This window comes from Glutamicibacter sp. AOP5-A2-18, assembly GCF_052446055.1.
GTDB lineage: Bacteria > Actinomycetota > Actinomycetes > Actinomycetales > Micrococcaceae > Glutamicibacter.
In genome coordinates this window covers 3,521,122-3,538,097 of record NZ_JBQSVW010000001.1, presented here as the reverse complement: position 1 = coordinate 3,538,097, position 16,976 = coordinate 3,521,122, and the positions used below count along the sequence as shown (strand labels likewise).

General features: G+C 54.8%; 18 protein-coding genes and 1 pseudogene. 7 read left to right on the top strand and 12 right to left on the bottom strand.

What is annotated here, in order from left to right:
- Positions 1-6 precede the first annotated feature (6 nt).
- Genes ACT3RW_RS16910 through ACT3RW_RS16900 form a run of 3 tightly spaced genes read right to left on the bottom strand, consistent with a single transcriptional unit; the run spans position 7 to position 2,032 of the window.
- Positions 7-135 (bottom strand): hypothetical protein, encoded by a 129-nt coding sequence (locus ACT3RW_RS16910; RefSeq protein WP_444614560.1) that lies wholly within the window; start codon positions 133-135, stop codon positions 7-9.
- A 47-nt stretch (positions 136-182) separates the two neighbouring features.
- Positions 183-1,061 carry an ABC transporter permease gene (locus tag ACT3RW_RS16905; protein ID WP_131089592.1) on the bottom strand — a complete coding sequence of 293 codons (879 nt, stop codon included), beginning with the start codon at positions 1,059-1,061 and terminating at the stop codon, positions 183-185.
- Complete coding sequence (locus tag ACT3RW_RS16900; protein ID WP_131089591.1) at positions 1,058-2,032, bottom strand: ABC transporter ATP-binding protein; 975 nt, start codon at positions 2,030-2,032, stop codon at positions 1,058-1,060. Before ACT3RW_RS16900 ends, ACT3RW_RS16905 begins: the two co-directional genes overlap by 4 nt.
- Positions 2,033-2,561: 529 nt before the next feature.
- On the opposite strand from ACT3RW_RS16900, the gene ACT3RW_RS16895 reads away from it, so the two are divergent.
- The gene (locus ACT3RW_RS16895) at positions 2,562-3,011 is read left to right on the top strand and encodes an SRPBCC family protein (protein ID WP_131089590.1); all 450 of its coding nucleotides are present in this window, start codon (positions 2,562-2,564) and stop codon (positions 3,009-3,011) included.
- Here the strand turns inward: ACT3RW_RS16895 and ACT3RW_RS16890 are convergent.
- Both ACT3RW_RS16890 and ACT3RW_RS16885 read right to left on the bottom strand, forming a co-directional pair.
- The gene (locus ACT3RW_RS16890) at positions 3,008-3,262 is read right to left on the bottom strand and encodes a hypothetical protein (protein WP_444614559.1); all 255 of its coding nucleotides are present in this window, start codon (positions 3,260-3,262) and stop codon (positions 3,008-3,010) included. The genes ACT3RW_RS16895 and ACT3RW_RS16890 overlap by 4 nt on opposite strands.
- 41 nt (positions 3,263-3,303) lie before the next feature.
- The gene (locus ACT3RW_RS16885) at positions 3,304-4,068 is read right to left on the bottom strand and encodes an SDR family oxidoreductase (RefSeq protein ID WP_444614662.1); all 765 of its coding nucleotides are present in this window, start codon (positions 4,066-4,068) and stop codon (positions 3,304-3,306) included.
- A 94-nt stretch (positions 4,069-4,162) separates the two neighbouring features.
- Between ACT3RW_RS16885 and ACT3RW_RS16880 the strand changes: the two genes are divergently transcribed.
- Positions 4,163-4,294 carry a hypothetical protein gene (locus ACT3RW_RS16880; protein ID WP_278184787.1) on the top strand — a complete coding sequence of 44 codons (132 nt, stop codon included), beginning with the start codon at positions 4,163-4,165 and terminating at the stop codon, positions 4,292-4,294.
- A gap of 13 nt (positions 4,295-4,307) precedes the next feature.
- Here the strand turns inward: ACT3RW_RS16880 and ACT3RW_RS16875 are convergent, their stop codons facing one another.
- Positions 4,308-6,548, bottom strand: a complete 2,241-nt coding sequence (locus ACT3RW_RS16875; RefSeq protein ID WP_444614558.1) for an ABC transporter permease — start codon at positions 6,546-6,548, stop codon at positions 4,308-4,310.
- A 168-nt stretch (positions 6,549-6,716) separates the two neighbouring features.
- Between ACT3RW_RS16875 and ACT3RW_RS16870 the strand changes: the two genes are divergently transcribed.
- The gene (locus tag ACT3RW_RS16870) at positions 6,717-7,370 is read left to right on the top strand and encodes a TetR/AcrR family transcriptional regulator (protein ID WP_444614557.1); all 654 of its coding nucleotides are present in this window, start codon (positions 6,717-6,719) and stop codon (positions 7,368-7,370) included.
- Between the two features lie 65 nt (positions 7,371-7,435).
- On the opposite strand, the gene ACT3RW_RS16865 is transcribed toward ACT3RW_RS16870, so the two are convergent.
- Positions 7,436-7,630 (bottom strand): hypothetical protein, encoded by a 195-nt coding sequence (locus tag ACT3RW_RS16865; protein ID WP_444614556.1) that lies wholly within the window; start codon positions 7,628-7,630, stop codon positions 7,436-7,438.
- A gap of 320 nt (positions 7,631-7,950) precedes the next feature.
- On the opposite strand from ACT3RW_RS16865, the gene uraD reads away from it, so the two are divergent.
- From uraD to ACT3RW_RS16845, 4 genes are all read left to right on the top strand, one after another.
- Complete coding sequence (uraD, locus tag ACT3RW_RS16860) at positions 7,951-8,445, top strand: 2-oxo-4-hydroxy-4-carboxy-5-ureidoimidazoline decarboxylase (RefSeq protein ID WP_444614555.1); 495 nt, start codon at positions 7,951-7,953, stop codon at positions 8,443-8,445.
- Between the two features lie 26 nt (positions 8,446-8,471).
- The gene (uraH, locus tag ACT3RW_RS16855) at positions 8,472-8,828 is read left to right on the top strand and encodes a hydroxyisourate hydrolase (RefSeq protein WP_444614554.1); all 357 of its coding nucleotides are present in this window, start codon (positions 8,472-8,474) and stop codon (positions 8,826-8,828) included.
- 4 nt (positions 8,829-8,832) lie between these two features.
- Positions 8,833-9,756 (top strand): factor-independent urate hydroxylase, encoded by a 924-nt coding sequence (gene pucL / locus ACT3RW_RS16850; protein WP_444614553.1) that lies wholly within the window; start codon positions 8,833-8,835, stop codon positions 9,754-9,756.
- Between the two features lie 123 nt (positions 9,757-9,879).
- Complete coding sequence (locus tag ACT3RW_RS16845) at positions 9,880-11,370, top strand: nucleobase:cation symporter-2 family protein (RefSeq protein WP_444614661.1); 1,491 nt, start codon at positions 9,880-9,882, stop codon at positions 11,368-11,370.
- An 85-nt stretch (positions 11,371-11,455) separates the two neighbouring features.
- On the opposite strand, the gene ACT3RW_RS16840 is transcribed toward ACT3RW_RS16845, so the two are convergent.
- The 5 genes and pseudogenes from ACT3RW_RS16840 to ACT3RW_RS16820 all read right to left on the bottom strand — a co-directional run bounded on the left by ACT3RW_RS16840 (position 11,456) and on the right by ACT3RW_RS16820 (position 16,968).
- Positions 11,456-12,823: an ABC transporter substrate-binding protein gene (locus ACT3RW_RS16840; RefSeq protein WP_444614552.1), complete on the bottom strand. Its 1,368-nt coding sequence runs from the start codon at positions 12,821-12,823 to the stop codon at positions 11,456-11,458.
- A gap of 9 nt (positions 12,824-12,832) precedes the next feature.
- Positions 12,833-13,771: a carbohydrate ABC transporter permease gene (locus ACT3RW_RS16835; protein ID WP_131089579.1), complete on the bottom strand. Its 939-nt coding sequence runs from the start codon at positions 13,769-13,771 to the stop codon at positions 12,833-12,835.
- A 12-nt stretch (positions 13,772-13,783) separates the two neighbouring features.
- On the bottom strand, positions 13,784-14,704 hold the full coding sequence (locus tag ACT3RW_RS16830; RefSeq protein WP_444614551.1) for a carbohydrate ABC transporter permease: 921 nt from the start codon (positions 14,702-14,704) through the stop codon (positions 13,784-13,786).
- Positions 14,701-16,701: pseudogene (locus tag ACT3RW_RS16825) on the bottom strand (alpha-galactosidase); the annotation flags it as partial. The pseudogene ACT3RW_RS16825 and the gene ACT3RW_RS16830, both read right to left, overlap by 4 nt.
- A gap of 15 nt (positions 16,702-16,716) precedes the next feature.
- A complete protein-coding gene (locus tag ACT3RW_RS16820; RefSeq protein WP_444614550.1) occupies positions 16,717-16,968 on the bottom strand; it encodes a hypothetical protein in 252 nt (83 codons plus the stop codon).
- Positions 16,969-16,976 lie beyond the last annotated feature (8 nt).

Sequence of the window (16,976 nt, the reverse complement as noted above, 5' to 3'; positions counted from 1 at the left end):
CAGCGGCTAGGCGAGGAAGGTGGTGATGGCGTAAGCCACGGCGATGCCCATGAGGAACAGGCCGAGATTTCGAAGGTGCTTCTTGAGCTTCGAGGATTTGGACGGGCTATTTTGCGCGGTGTTGTTTTCAGTCATTGTTCTTGTCCTTTCAAAGACGTAGTGACCAGGTTTAGGAACTAGCGTTAGTCGGCCGAGCTCAGGGAAGTACGCAGCGAGACTCGAGACCCGGTACGCAGGGCATTGTTGCGATAAAGAAGGGTTGCAACCCAGAACAGGACAGGGATTGCCATCACACTGAGGCCGGCGGCTGCAATCATTTGCCACATTTCAATGCCGTCAAGGCCGAATCGAATAGGCATCAAATAAGAGGAAAATAGCGGGACAAAGGACAGAGCATGAAGCCAGGCGTTATCTAGATGAGTAGGTAAGACGTACAGCGAAATAACCAAAAGTGCCATTTGCAACACCGACAGTGGCATGACTGCCGAAGCCAGGTCCTCCTGCCTGGCCACGGTGGCTGCCAACGCGGTGTTGAGCAGCGCGAAAACCGCATAGCCGAGCAAGAACCACACCATAAACCACACCAATGATGGACCCACTTGCATATCAAGAAGAGAGAACCCATCCACCACTGTGAACCCGAGTACTCCGGCCCCGCCGATCACTAGTAGTTGAGCCAGTGTGACCAGTCCGATGCCGAGTAGTTTTCCGGCAAGTAGCGGACCGATGCCGATCTTAGTGAGCAGGATTTCAACAACTCGCGAGGACTTCTCTTCCACCACTCCGGCGGTCAAGCTTTGTGAGGAGTAGACCAGAGAAGTTAGCAACGCACAGATCATGGCAGTGGCGAAGAGCATTCGAGGGTTCAAGCTGAACGTCTCAAGGCCTTGCGCGGAATTGACCAGAAACCAGCCTCCAACACCTGCTGCCGCACCGACGCCCAAGGCGAGTAGCCCGGTAGTCAATAGAATGGTGCGGTTTGCCGTTCTGGTGAGGATTTCCCTACGGATAACTAGTCCTGTTTCGCGTAATGCTTGTCGTGATTTCGAAACGGTGCTCATTTACTTGCCTCCGATGCTCTTGTAACTGGTTCGACTTCGGTCGGTGTGGCCAAACCAGCTGAAATGTATTGCTTCGTGAGTAATTCATCCAAAGAACGTTGAACGGATTCGATGCTGCGCAGTCCACCGTGTCTCTGCGCAATGGCTAGCAGCTGCGCAGGAATGTCGCGGTCATCGCCTTCCAAGGAGACCACAACACTGTTTCGATCAGTGGAAGACCTCGTTACGTCGATGGCCTGGAGCATTGCTGTTTCAGCTGCGAAGGCATCTGCATTACGAGAGAAGTTCAGTTGCCAACGGCTTTGACCTTCGGTTTTTAGTTCTGCGATGCTTCCGCTGGCCTTGACTCGGCCTTGATCGAGAATGCAGACCCGGTCACAGAGTCGTTCAACCAGATCCAGTTGGTGAGAAGAGAAAAGTACTCCGACTCCGCGGGCAGCTTGTTCACGGATCAATTCGCCCATGGTTGCCACAGCGCTGGGATCTAGGCCAGAAAATGGTTCGTCGAGTACCAGAAGTGCTGGGTTGCCCACCAGTGAAACTGCTAACTGAACACGCTGCTGGTTGCCCAGCGAGAGATCCTGAATGAGTGTGCGTTCCCTACCCTGAAGTCCCAACGAAGCGATGAGATCATCTGCCACCGTGCGTGCAGCGGGAAGCTTGTGACCTTCCAATAATGCAAAGTGGATGATCTGCTCGCGTACCGGCATCTGTGGGTAAAGTCCGCGTTCTTCAGGCATGTAACCGATGTTGCGTCGATCCTGGGTGGAGATGGGTTTGCCGTCCCACGTAATTTGTCCTTGATCGGCGCTCAGTAGCCCCAAGATCAGCCTCATGCTGGTTGTCTTGCCGGCACCATTGCCTCCGATGAAACCGACGATCTCGCCGCGCTGGACCGAAAGATCCATGCTGTGCAAGACGGTACGGTCCCCGAAGCTACGACTAACGCCGGTTAGCTGCAATCCGTTCATGATGGGCCCTTCCTGGTTTGGAATCGTTGCTGTTGATAACGACTGTATTAGCCGTTGAATCAACTGACCCTGTACTTCCGTACAGTCTTGCGGTGTACAAAAGTTCAACGATTCTTGGTCCGAGAAGGTTAGGTCGGTAGAGAGGAGTGAGGCCTTATTGCGTCTGGGGAGAAAGGAAGAATTCAGCCCGATTTACCGGGAGGGAATAAATCCAGCTGAAAGTAGATAGTTTGCGAGAACTGTTCTTTTGTACAGGTGCGAGACAGCGATCGCGATGAAAAGTAGTTAGTGGCATATGAATGCCGCGACAGATCATCATCGCATTCACGAGTACGGAGAACACCAAATGTCTAACCTACTTTTCACCTTCACCTTCGCCTTGAACTCGATTGCGACCAACGTGGCAGAACCGGCATTCTCGTCTGCCATCGTTTGTGGTACTTTTCCACTGTTTTGCTAAAAGAGTTGAAGGTGGCGTGCGGTCAAGGTTGGGGCTACAGCATCTTTAAGTAGCGATACCATTGAGTACATGGAATCGTTGACTGAACTGGTTATCGCCCGACAGTTTTCTGCACCGAAAACTGCCGTCTGGGCAGCTTTTGTAGAACCCGAAATCATCGCTCAATGGTGGGGTCCTCACGGCTGGGCAGTTAATGAAGATTCTGTCGTTTTTGAAGCCAAAGTTGGCGGTCGCCATGAACTGGAAATGGTGCAGGTCGACAACCCAGACTCAAAGGTTCCGCTCAAGGCAGTACTGACGACCTTTGATGAATATGAATGTCTGGTCAGCGCCGATGGTCCACATGAAATGACCTTGGACCTGATCATCGAAACACGCATTGAATTCAAAGAGTTCGCCGGCCAGACCATGCTTTCCCTGACCCAAGGACCGATACCCTATGAAGTCGTGGAAACAAGCACCAAGGCTTGGAATTCGGCCCTCGGCAAGCTTGAAGCGCTACTGGCAGAGTACTTCTAAACCGCCCGTTCAGCTCCCGGCTGTTCAACAAAATAGCTGCGGACCGCGGTGATTTTTGTGGCCTTACCAGCAGAAGCGAACTTGATGACGTGGCTGAAGTGAGCCACTGATTGCTGGTTGCTGCAGCTTTGGCCATCTGCGCTTGCTTCTAAACCCTGCATGGACGGCCTGCCCGCGATATCCCACTGGATGTCCTTCGAACACCACTGCTCAAGTACCGGCAAATCCTTGCGATAAACCGCGCTGAGCACGTCGGTGATGATCTGGAATCTCTACGCGCATGGGGATTCGCCTAGCCTCGTCCGATGTACGGCATGCCACCGGCGGTAATCGTGAACTGATTGATAGAAGTTCCCAAAGGAACTCCGGCAATGTAGGCAATGGCCTCGGCGGCTTCTTCCAAAGGGAAGGACGGCTCTACAATTCGCTGTCCACTGGGTTGCAGGGCACCATCGTTGGCACCAAAATCATCAAGTAAGTCACTGGCGGTATTGCCAATATCGATTTGTGTGGCGCGGATCCGGTAGGGGCGTCCATCTAGTTCTAGCGACTTGGTCAACCCGGCGATCCCGTGTTTGGTCACCGTATAGGCCACCGAATTGACGCGTGGAACCTGAGCGGAAATGGACCCATTATTGATGATGCGGCCACCGGCGTGCGCTTTAAAATGTGCAAAGGCGCTACGGGCCGCATTGATGGCACCAGTGAGATTGATCTGGCATACCTGATCCCACTGTTCTGGGGTCAACTCGTCAATAGATACCGCTGGCCCAAACACCCCCGCGTTATTAAACAGCACGTCTACTGATCCAAAACGTTGATGGGTCGCGGCAAAGAGCTTGTCCACCGCACTCGGATCGGTGACGTCGGTGGGATGGATCAAGGCCGCGGGGTGGGACTGTGCCGTTTCTTCCAAGGTGACCTTGGTGCGCCCGGCAAGGGCAACATTCCAGCCCTGGGATAAGAGCAATCGTGCGGTGGCGCGGCCAATGCCTGAACCCGCCCCAGTGATCACGATCGTGCGACCCTGCCTGCTTGAGTGAGGTGACTGCGCCATCATTTCTCCTTGCCTGGTTCCATCAACGGTGGTGAGCGTGCGTGCTCCCATCCTAGGAAGACCTAGCCATAATGCCCAGTTGAGGAACCGGCGAGTGTGCTCAAACTCTAGCGACATTGCGGTGAAGACGCAGGAAGATACTGGACCTCAAGCATTCGGTGCCGGCGCAGCTAATTCCAAAAAGGACACCGCGGGACCAATTTTCATCGGCCCCGCGGTGTCTTGAATCGTTGGTACGGCTACACCGTAACCGTCTCTTTCTGATCATCGATCAGGTGCTGGGCTTCGGCATCAATTTGATCTGCGCTCTGCGCAGCCTGCGTTGCCTTCGCTTCCAACGCCCGACCCTGCAGGGCGGCTAGTTCCTCTTCAGGGATGGGGTGGCTGGTTGTTTGCACGACCTTAAGCTGGTCGATCACCAAGGTCAGGGCCAAGCACACCAGGGCCCAGATGGCTAGGGTGATCAAATGTGCACCGAGGCCTTCTGAATCGAAGTACAGAATTGATCGAATGGATTCAACGGCCGCTGGCATCGGAAGGATGTCATGCAGGATGTTGAACATGCGCGGTTCCATATAGATCGACAGTGCGCCGTTGGACGCTGGCACACCGAGGAACATCACGATCAGCATTGTTGGCAGCAGGCAGAGCATTCCGATCAGACGGTTGAATACCGTAGTTAGCATCGCCACGGCAAAGATGGCGAGCATGCCGACACTAAACAGCTTCCAGAAGTGTCCATCAACCGAGTTGGTGAACGGTCCGGCAATCAAATACAACACGACAGACATGAAGGCCGAGTACACGGCCAGCAGTGGAATGAGTTTTGGTAGTGGACGTGTATGCGGTGCAGCGGTGGAGCCAACCATGATGACCATGAAGCCTGCCATCACCCAACCCATGCCCAGATACATGCTGACCGTGCCCATATTGTCGCCCGCTGGCAGTGCCGCGAGCTCCTGATGATCCACAGCCATATCTTGGGACTGACCGATCTGGGTGAAGACCTGAACTACTACCTGCGAGGCGGCATTGCCTGAGGCCTGCGCCGTATAGATGGTTGCCTGCGGATCATCCTGACTTGGCAAAATGAAGGCACCGGTGAGGTCCTGAGACTCGACCATGGATCTGGCCTCAGCTGCATCATCCACGATGGTGAAGTCGAACTTTCCCTCCATGGATTCATTCAAGGAATCGGCCATCTGCTGTGCCTGTTGTGTTGTGGAACCAACCAGGGCCACTGGCATGTGGCGTGGAGTTGGTTCCTGCATGGCGCCCAGCATTGCCGAAAGCATGATGGCGATCATGGTGAAAGGTACTGCGCCCAGAGCGATGTAGCGCCATGCCCGGTTTTGCGGGCGAGGTCCCCCGTGGAGGGAGGCGACATTAATCTGGGTAGGGGTAGCGCTCTTACCCTTGCGAGTCCTCAGGAAGTCGATCAGCGTGGTCAGCAAGATAGCTGCCACCGCGCCAGCGATGAGAATCAAAAGATGTTTCGCGGCCCCGTGGCCATCAAAGTAGAGTACCGATCGCACGGCCTCACCCAGGGCAGGCATCGGTAGGAACTGGTGCAAGAACGGGAAGATCTTAGGCAGCATATAAACCGACATGCCGATATTGGAGGCCGGCTGACCGAGCACCATGAACAGGAACATGCCTGGGATGACGGCCATAGGACCAAAGATGCGGGTCAAAAGAACCTGCGAGGAACCGACGGCAAAGACGCCCAAGGCCAGCGTGCCCCAGACCGGGACAATGCTCGCTGCTGGAATGACGCCCAAAATTGGTCCGCCAATCAAGATGCCCAAACCTGAGAGCAGAAGTGACCAGCCGGCCAACAGTGGCAGTGCACGGCGGCGCTTGAGCAGTTCAGGAGAGTTGGAGAAAGCCAAAGACCATGGCATGTAACCGGCAGTGATCATTGCTGTGGACAGAAGCATCGCGCCCATGCCCATGGAGTCATTGGCAGGAAGTGGCACAAGGTCTTGGCTGTTGACCGTGAAACCCTGTTGCGCCAAAGCCGGGGTGAGCACTGCGGTGATTGCCGAGGAGCTGGAAACACCTGCGCCACTGGCGGTGTACAGGGTTGCAGATTGATCATCAAGCACCACCGCTGCCGTGACCTCGCGGTCAGTGACCTCTGTTCGAGCTTCTAATGCGGAGTCGAGAATCTTGATGTCCACCGCATCGCCGTCACTCTCTTCAAGTGACTCAGCAAATTTTTCTGCGGCTGTTGAGCTTGATGCGGTGATTGCAACAGGCATGTTCTTGGCTTCTTGATGGTGCATGGCACCTAGGTAGCCCCAAATCATCATGCCCACGATCATCAATGGCATGATGAAAACGGCAACTGTCCGCCCGATCTTTTCAGCCTTGGCCCGCTTGGCGGCGATCTCTTGTTCAGAGGTTTCGTGTGGTTCCAGTTTTGCTTCGCGCCGAGAAGGCGGCGTGCTGTGTGGATCGGTGGGTGCAGTGCTCAATTGCTCTGGCTCCTGAAGTCTAGACAGTCCGAGTTGCTTTGGTGGAACAACTGGCTTTAGATGAAGTACATCAACGACTTTACGCCACGTGGCGTAAAAATGACATTGGAAGCGCCATGGATCACCATTAAGATCACTGGACGTACCAGCTTTGAAGGGAAATATTCCGTGAGTCGACATAGCGACAAGGCGCGAGAAGTACTGCTAGATGCGGCAGAAGAGCTTTTTGCGTTGCACGGAATCGATGCGGTTTCTAACCGCAAGATCACCGAACATGCTGGCACGGCGAACCACTCGGCCATCAAATATCACTTTGGGAGTCGAGACGATCTCTTAGCTGCGATGGTTGGCCGTGCGATGGATGACGTTCGGGCCATCCGCGCTGAACTGCCGTTGAGCTCGGATGCATCAATGATGAATCTGCGTGAAATAGTCACGCTGTACACGCTGCCACTGGTCTTTTCTTTTGATGCACTGCCTAAACCTTCATGGCGAGCAAAATTCCTATTTCAGGCGTTGTTTCGTCCAGACCTGCGCGAGATGCTGGCCAGTTTGGTTGATGAGGACCTGCGGGGAAGTGAAGTGAAGAGGCGGCTGCCCGAAGAGTTAGAGGGCCTTCCTGAGGTTGTTATCAGCGCCCGCGCCAAGATCCTAGGCCCAATGCTGTTGGGACTCTGCGCCGAATATGAGGGCTCGGTTAATGAGGGTGAAGCGATAGGCACCTGGGAATCGGTGGGCTACTTCTTGGTCGATTCCGTGGTGGGCATGATGGCTGCACCGAGCACCTCGCCGGCAGACTTCATGGACTTCACGCGACGTTAATTTCCCGACGAAGACTCGGTGGGACAGGGGTTCCGTGCGCTGCGCTTTGGCGCTCGCCGTGACCCTTAGTGCTCGGCGTTAGAACCAAAGATCTTGGTCCATGCAGAGGGTGCAGTGTGCGAGATCTTTGGGTGTCGCGTCATGTCTCGGTCCAGACCTTCGATCGGCTGAAACAATCCGGTTCGCAACGCATCCGTGCTGCCAGATGAATCATTTTCCTGCGTCTGAAAATTAATTTTTGTCGGGTCGACGGTGGTCATGAGACTCTCCCTCGTTCTCAAATTTTCGTATTGTGAAAATTATCTTTTATCTAGTGAAACCAGTATGTGAGCCACTCTGGGTCCTTGGCAAGGGCTACGAGGTAGTAGTTTTGGCCGCCCTGTGAAAAGTATTTAACAAATACGATCATGTAAATTTCTGGCGCATTCCCTTGACGCGCACTGCGTGATTTGGCTTACAGTTGAGCCACAAGGTTCCACGAAACCAGCATCGAGTCGAAGCCGAGAGTAGTTTTTTCGGTGGTAAGGGTGTTCAGCCAAGGTCCGTGGAATGTCGACCGATGAAATGAGCTGATCACCCAATGCACCTCGACGCGTTCAACGAACTATCCGCCGACCAAGCCGAAACTCTCTTACGGCCCTGCGTTGATGTGGACCGTTGGATCCATGAGCTGATTGCTGCCCGTCCTTTTGCAAACCGGGACGAACTTTCTTCCTATGCCCTGGATGGCATCGCTCCTTTTGACCCCCAAGAACTTGATGCTGCCTTGGCGCAGCACCCGCGCATCGGCGAACGGGCACAGGGGCAAAGCAAGGAAGCCGAGATGTCTCGTGGCGAGCAGGCTTCACTGAGCCTAGATGGTGATGCCACCTCGCGACTGAAAGCGGCCAACCAAAACTATGAACAGCGTTTTGACCGCGTTTTCCTCATCCGTGCAGCAGGACGCAGCACCGAAGAGATCCTGGCCGAGTGCGAACGCCGGCTGAGCAACGATGAAAAAACAGAAGCTGCCGAAGTCGCCCGGCAATTGCGCGAAATAGCCGTCCTTCGGCTCAAAGTCCTCATTACTAACTAATTCCCTCCAACGATTAGGAGATGACCATGGCAGATGACAGTGCAGAACGCAGCCACATCACCACCCACATACTCAACACCGGGACCGGGAGGCCTGCCTCCGGTGTTAAGGCCACGCTGGAAGCCAAAACGGCATCCGGCTGGCAAGAAATCGGAATGGGATTGACCGATGCGGATGGCCGTATCAAGAATCTCGGACCGACAAAGGTTGAAGCCGGTCGCTACCGGATTTCTTTTGAAACCGGCGACTACTTCGGGAAGCAGGGAACGGAAAGCTTCTTCCCCGCGGTAAGCATCGATTTTTTCGTAAACAACGTCGATGAGCACTACCACGTACCCCTTCTTATCAGCCCGTTTGCCTATTCCACATACCGAGGGAGTTAGAGAAATGACTACCGAAACCACCGCCCCAACCCAGACCAAGATCGTGCTCGGATCCAACCAGTACGGCAAGGCCGAAGTTCGCTTGGTCAAAATCACCCGCGACACCGAACGCCACCAGATCCAGGATTTGAACGTCACCAGCCAGCTACACGGCGACTTCAGCGCAGCACACCAAGACGGAGACAATTCACGAGTTGTCGCCACCGACACGCAGAAAAACACTGTCTACGGCCTAGCCCGCAATGGCGTGGGCGCCGTAGAGGAATTCCTGGTGAAGTTGGGCGAACACTTCACCGGTGAATTTGAATGGATCACCGGCGGTCGCTGGGCAGCGCAGCAGTTCTCTTGGGACCGCATCAACGATCACGACCATGCCTTCTCGCAGAACAAGTCCGAGGTCCGCACCGCAGTGCTGGAAATTGATGCTCAAGGCAAAAAGTCCATCGTCTCCGGTCTTGAAGATCTCACGGTGCTCAAATCCACTGGCAGCGAATTCCACGGTTTTCCACGGGACAAGTACACAACTCTGAAGGAAACCACCGACCGCATCCTGGCTACCGATGTGACCGCTCGCTGGCGTTACACCGATCAGGCTATCGCTGAAGGAATCGACTTTGATTCTCTGTATGCCTCGGTGCGTAACCTGTTGCTGACCCAGTTTGCGCAGACTCACTCTTTCGCATTGCAGCAAACGATGTTCCAGATGGGACAGGCCGTTCTTGAAGCGCACCCAGAAATTGCCGAAATCAAGATGTCCTTGCCCAACAAGCACCACTTCCTCGTGGACTTGGACGTCTTCGGACAGGACAACCCCAACGAGGTCTTCTTCGCGGCGGATCGTCCCTACGGTCTGATCGAAGCGACCATTACCCGTGAAGACACCGAGGCTAATCACCCAATCTGGGCCAATATCCCGGCTTTTATCTAAACGAACAGCGTTGAGGGTGTGCCGGTGCGGACACACTGGCACACCCTTGGCAGCAACTGACGTAGGAGGTCAGCCTTGAGCGCTACACACGATGAATCTACCAAAGAGCTCCGACCGGAGGACATGAAGCTTTCTCCGGGGAAGACTTTTGCCTACGGGTTGCAGCACGTTTTGACCATGTACGGCGGAATCATTGCCCCGCCGCTGATCATCGGTACCGCGGCAGGCCTGTCCCCGGAAGAAAACGGGTTACTGGTCGCTTGTTGTTTGTTTGTCGGTGGTTTGGCGACGCTCTTGCAAACCATTGGTATTCCATTTTTCGGTGCCCAACTTCCGTTGGTCCAAGGCACTTCCTTTGCCACCGTTTCTACTATCGTGGCGATTCTCAACGGAGGTGGGGGACTGCCGGCGGTTTTTGGGGCCGTCATTGTTGCCGCTCTCATTGGTTTACTGGTTGCCCCGTTCTTCGCACGAATCAATAGATTCTTCCCGCCGGTGGTCACTGGAGCAGTTATTACGATGATCGGAATCTCACTAATTCCGGTCGCAGCCAACTGGGCGATGGGAGGTGACGCCAAGGCTGAAAATTACGGTTCACTGAGCAATATTGGTTTGGCTGCCGGAACCTTGGTGTTAGTACTTTTGCTCTCCAAGGTGGGCAATGCTGCGATCTCTCGGATCTCGATCTTGCTGGCTATTGTTTTGGGCACCATTCTCGCAGTGATACTTGGCATGGCAGATTTTTCCAAGGTCTCCCAGGGAGCGATTTTTGCCTTCCCTGAACCGCTAGCTTTTGGCATGCCAGTTTTTGAAATTGGTGGCATCATCTCGATGACTATCGTGATGCTTGTGATCCTTACCGAAACCACCGCCGACGTTCTGGCGGTGGGCGAAATTACCGGATCTAAGATCGACTCTCGTCGTATCGCCAACGGGCTACGCGCCGATATGGCCTCCTCGGCGCTGGCTCCGATCTTTAACACCTTCCCTCAGTCCGCTTTTGCCCAAAATGTTGGACTCGTAGCAATTACAGGTATCACCAGCCGATTTGTTGTGGCAGCTGGTGGCGGCATTTTGGTAGTCCTCGGCCTACTTCCAATCCTTGGGCGAGTTGTTGCTGCCGTCCCAACGCCGGTCTTGGGCGGCGCGGGAATCGTACTCTTTGGCACCGTGGCGGCATCCGGAATTCGTACGCTCTCTAAGGTCAAGTACGACGGCATGAACTTGGTCATCGTGGCCACATCGATCGCCTTTGGTTGTATCCCGATCGTCAAGACCGATTTTTACTCAGGTTTCCCCACCTGGTTTGAGACGATCTTCCACTCCGGCATTTCCTCTGCAGCCATCATGGCCGTGCTGCTCAATCTGCTGTTCAATGAATTCACTTTCGGCAATACCAAGAACGCTTCGGTCTTCTCGGCGGCCCCTCCTCGCATGGTCAAACAAGACGAAGTTTGCGGATTGATTGACGGAGACCATTTTGAAGACGGAAAGCTGATTGATAAACAAGGGTACGAAATTCCTGTGGTCACTCCGGATGATTATCAAAAGATTCAAACCGGAGAAATCCAGATGCCACTTCCCAAGCTGAACCAGGCGGGTTCAGGGCACTAAAAACAGGAAATCAGTGCACCGCTGAAAATAGATGTAGCCGACAGCCTTGGGCTGTCGGCTACATCTATTTGCAAGGTAAACGTGACTAGTTGGTGAACACGTTATTTATGGCGTCATTGGTTTTATCCAAAGTTGACGCCGGCTTGCGGTTGGCCCAGAGATCTTCCAATGCTGGAATGATCAACGAGGTGACGTCAGCTCCGTGGTCAGTGACCGGAAGGTAGAACGTATTGCCGTCCTTCACTGGACCGGTGAAAGCTTCCGGATCCAGACCCTTTTCCGCGTAGATCTTTGACTTGATCTCCGTGGCGTCACGACGTGCTGGGAAGACCACGCCCGCTTTGGCGACCACGCTTTGGCACTTCTCGCTGGCCAGGTAAGCAACCCAGCGTGCGGACGCTTCAGGATTGTCACTGCTCTTGACTACCGAGTCGGCCAGTCCGTTAATGGCGGACTTACTGGTTCCATCCGGACCCTTTGGCAAACGCGTTGCACCAATCTTGCTTTCGCTTGCTGCGTAGGACGCGTTCATCCAGGCTCCATCTGTCACCATGGCGACTGAACCGGAAGTAACCTGACCGATGACACCATCGGCGGAGTTGAACTGACCGTAATGTGGCATGAAGCCCTTGTCGGTGAGTCCAAAGTACCAGTCTAAAGTTTCATGAACTTTCGGATCATCGTAGTTGTAGTGGGTTCCCCACAGTGGCTGGTTGGTTGCCTGCCAACCGTTGGAAGCAGCGAAGCCTGCCCACTGGCTTTGACCCGCGTTATCGCCGCCGGAGTTGGACAGTCCTAGACCATAAATCTTGACCTTGTTCTTGTCGAACCCAGGTTCATCGCCACGGGTTCCGTTGGCATCAACCGTCAGGTGAGCGACTACCTTTTCGAAACTACCGCCATCGGTTGGGGCCCACTGCGAGTTGGAAACCTCTTCGGGTTTAACCCCTGCGTCCTCGAAGATTTTCTGGTTGTAGTACACCGCGATGGTGTCCCAGTCCTTAGGCATTCCGTACTGTTTGCCATCTTCACCTGTCCACAAATCTTTGAGTCCGGCTTGGAACGCATCTTGATCTACACCTTGGATGTCTTTGAAATCATCCAGTGGTGCCAGAACATCTAGCGAAACGAACTGTGGGTATTGAGATACGTGGTTGGTGAAAACATCTGGCCCGGTGCCGGCGATGAAGCTTGCGGTTAGCTTGCTCCAGTAGTCGTCCCAACCGTACTGGGTGATGTTCACCTTCAGCTCTGGATTGTCTTTTTCAAAGCCGCTGGCGCATTTCTGATATGCCGGAAGCTGGCTGGTGTCCCACATCCAGTAATCGATGGTGTTGGAGGACTGAGCGTTTTCACCGTTGCCTGCACAGCCAGTTAAAGCCAGTGCAGTGGTGGCGAGTACGGCGGCGATTCTCCGGGCGCGCTGTGAGGAGCGAAGTTCAGTGGATTTCATTGGGTTCTCCTATTTGATGCCGCTGAAGCCGATGGAGTTTACGATGCGCTTGGCGAAGACACCGAAGAGCAGAATCATGGGCAACGCTGCAATGAGTGTTGCTGCCATGAGCCCAGCCCAGTCAGTTCCCGATTGAGGGGACTGGGAACGGAAGACACCCAAAGCCACGGTGAGCACTCGCGAGGAGTCAGTGTACGAAACCATCAACGGCCAGAAGTAGTCATTCCATGAGGTGATGTAGGTCAGGATTCCCAAGGTGGCCAACGGTGAGCTGGACATTGGAAGCACAATGCGGAAGAAGATTCCTACCTTGGACACCCCATCAATCAATGCCGCTTCTTCGATTTCCTTAGGCACGTTCAAGAAGAACTGGCGGAAGAAAAATACCGCAAAAGGCGTCATGAACATCGTAGGCAAGGCAATGCCCACCAGGTTATCGATCAGACCGAGCTGCTTGATCAAGACGAAGTTTGGCAACAGGGTGAAAATCGAAGGGACCATCAGTCCACCGATGAAGATTGCAAATACCTTGTCTCGTCCCGGCCAGGTCAAACGCGAAAACGCGAAAGCCGCCATGGCAGAGAAAGTTAGCTGGCAAACGGTGATCAGGGTAGAAACAAACACCGAGTTGAGCAGGTAACGCCAGAAGTCGAGCTGCGTACCCGAACCGCCTTCAGCGATGGCCTGTTCGGTGCTCTGCAGCCCCAAAACACGTTCAAATGCGCCAAAAGTGAATTCTGGTGGTAGCCACGAAGCCGGGTTGGCTTGCAGGCCCTGGTTGGTGGACAGCGCCGTGCGGAGCATCCAGTAGAACGGGAACAAGGTAACGATAATGACCAGAATCATTACCACCCAGGCCACGATGCGTCCTGGGGATACACGTCGGCCAACCTTGATAGGTTCCGGTGCCGTGGTCTTTGTTGCGCGATGAGCTGCTGTAGTTGTCATGGTGGACCGCCGTTAGTTCATGTCGCTAGACCCGGCACGGGTCAAACGGAATTGGATGAAGGTGATGATGCCCAGTACCACTAGCAGCGCTACTGACATTGCTGAGGCGTAACCGAACTGGAAGCGCCCAAAAGCTACGTCGTAGATGTAGAGCTGCAGAACGTTGGTGGCGTTGGCTGGTCCACCGCCGGTGGTCACCGCGACCGTGTCAAAGACCTGGAAGGAACCGATGACCGTCATGATCAGCACGAGGGCAAGAATCGGACGCAGTAGCGGCATGGTGATGGAGAAGAAGGAACGGAATTCGCCCGCGCCATCTAGTTTGGCTGCTTCAAAAACATCGTTGGGAAGCATCTGTAAGCCAGCAAAAATCAGTAGTGCCGTGTAACCGACGTGACGCCACACGTTAATCAACGCGATGGTAGGAATAGCCCACGTTTCACTCGAAAGGAAACCAATCTTCTCCACACCAATCCACTCAAGGATTTGGTTGGGCACACCAAACTGAACATCCAAGATCCACAGGAATACGATGGCCGTAACCACGTTTGAGACCAGGTAAGGCATCAGCACGATTCCACGCAATAGTGTGGACTGGGTCAGCCGGTGCATGAGCAAGGCAATGACCAGCGCTACCGCAGTCTGCAGTCCAATGTTGATCACCACGTACTCAATGGTGACCTTCATGGACTGCCAAAATACCGGATCACCAAACATGCGCTCGTAGTTAGCGAACCCGACAAACTCAGCTGGAGTGAGCAGGTTGTACGAGGTGAAGCTCAACCAGATACCGCGCAGGGTTGGCCAGACGAGGAAAACCAAAAAACCAATGGCCGCCGGAGTTAAGAAGATGATTGCCAGACGAAGGTCTTGGCGTGAGCGACGGCTTCGTTTAGCCTGGCTCAGCGAGCGGTAGGGGGCTGCGGAACTCATTTGGTTTCCTTAGTGCTGGTTGCGCGCAGGTGCAAGATGCGCAGAGATTCGGGGTTGAGCCAAGGGCTGAAGACTCCTGCTTTTTGCAGTCCAGCGCCACTGAGGATGACTGCTTCCGCAACGGGCCACCATGCGGGCAGACGCATATTCAGTTCACGGTGAGTCGACTGTGGATGGCGAGACTGGTACTCGGCGCTCGCCGGGAATCCAGGGGTGACATCGCGGATCTGGTAATCCAGCGAGTTATCTAGTCCAGCAAATCTGAACTTTCCGATAGGGTCGGTGTCCGCTAGTGCCAGGCTGACCACGGCGAAAAGTCCCTCGGTGCCGTCTTGGCTTACCACTCCGTGGATGTCCAACGATGAATCGAACTGGTCCACGCGCACCATACGACCGGTGTGTAGCAGCTCGCGGTGTTCCTTGTGGGATTCGATCCAGGCACGAAGTTCCTTCATGTCCTCTGGGTCTGCTTCGGTCAGGTCCCACTCGATGCCCATATGTCCCCAGAACGCAGTACCTGCACGGTAGTGCAAGGAGTGATTGCGGTGGGTGGTGTGCGAAGCGCCGGAGGCAACGTGTGAACCCATAAGTTCAGCTGGGATCAGCTGCTGGGTCCAACGGTGTATCTGCTGACGCTCAAATGGGTCAATATCATCCGAAGCCCAAACACGGTCGGTGTGTTCCAGTACGCCCAGATCAACACGGGCTCCACCGGAGGAGCAAGATTCGATTTCCAATTCTGGGAATCGTTCCTTGAGCTCAGCCATCAGGCGGTAGGCTGCCTGAGTCTGCGCATGCACCGATGCTTTACCGGTCAGCTGATTGCCGGCTTCAAGCAGATCACGGTTGTGATCCCACTTGATGTAGGCGATGTTGTGGGCTTCGAGTACCGCAAGCATCTGCTCGCGGACGTGTTCGTAGGCTCCATCAATGGCCAGGTTCAGCACCTGCTGATGGCGGCTTTCAATGGGCAGTCGCTGACTTGGAGCCATGATCCACTCCGGATGCGCGTGGGCAACTTCGGAATCAACGTTGACCATTTCAGGTTCAAACCACAGACCAAATTCCATGCCCAGGGAAGTAACGTGATCAATCAGGGGATTCAGGCCCTGTGGCCAAACCGCTGGTGATACGGTCCAGTCGCCCAGACCTGAAGTGTCATCGCGGCGCGAGCCGAACCAGCCATCATCAAGCACATAGCGTTCAACACCAAGGTCGGCGGCGCGATCAGCCAGCAATTTGAGTTTGGTCAGATCGTGGTTGAAGTACACCGCTTCCCAGACGTTCAGGGTTACCGGACGTGGGCGTTGTGGGTGAGTGGGGCGGGCGCGCAACCAGCTGTGCAGACGGTGAGCCTGATCATCCAGACCGTTGCCGTAGACGCCGTAGATCCACGGGGTGTCGACGGTTTCGCCCTGTCCCAGCTCAATTTCTCCGGGCATCAGCAGTTCGCTGGCGCCCAAGGCGCGGTTGCCATCGTAGAGTTTCTCGGCCCAGACGCGCTGGTTGCCCGAGTATCCGAGGTGAAGGCCCCAGAGTTCGCCGGTGGCAAAGTTGAAGCCGGGTTCGCCAACGTTGAGCACGTAGCTGGCGTCTGCGCCGGTGCGGCCCTTACGGTTTTCGCGCAGGTGAGTACCTACGGTCAGTTCGCGGCGCTGTGGGACGCGTTCTTTGCCCCAGTGTCCTGCAAAGTCGAGGATCTGGCTGGCGTTGCTTGGCAGTGGCAGTAGTAGGCCAAACTCGTGAACCTGGTAAGCGGTGGCTGCGGTATTACGCAGTGTTCCGCGAGCTCGGAACACACCTTGTGCGGTGAGTTCGAGGTCTAGACCAAGCTCCAGATCGCTTTCGGTGTCGGCAGCGAGGATCTGAAGTGTGGCGGCCGTTGCCGAAGTTAGTTCACCGTTGATGGTGATCTCTTGCGCGTCGGCGTTGCGCAGAACTGCGGAGGTCACCGTGAACTTAGGCGACCAGTCTTTGCCTGCACGGGTTCCGCTTAGTCCTGGGCGTCCTGACTAGCCTGCGTGTTGGGATCCCAAGATGTCGGTGCGTACCGGCAGGTCCTGATTGTTGGAAGTGACGTGGTTGGTGTTGGTGGTGGCCAAGGTGATCACCTGCTGGGAAGTGAGCTTCCCTAGGGTGGCGCCCCAGTGGACGATGGAAGGTAGCTGTTGCCCGCCAAGGTCGATGAGCACTGACACGTCGCCGCTGTTCAAGTGAACAAGGCACTGTGCGTCAATGTTTAGCTGTTCTTCATGATGAATCATGTGCGTTC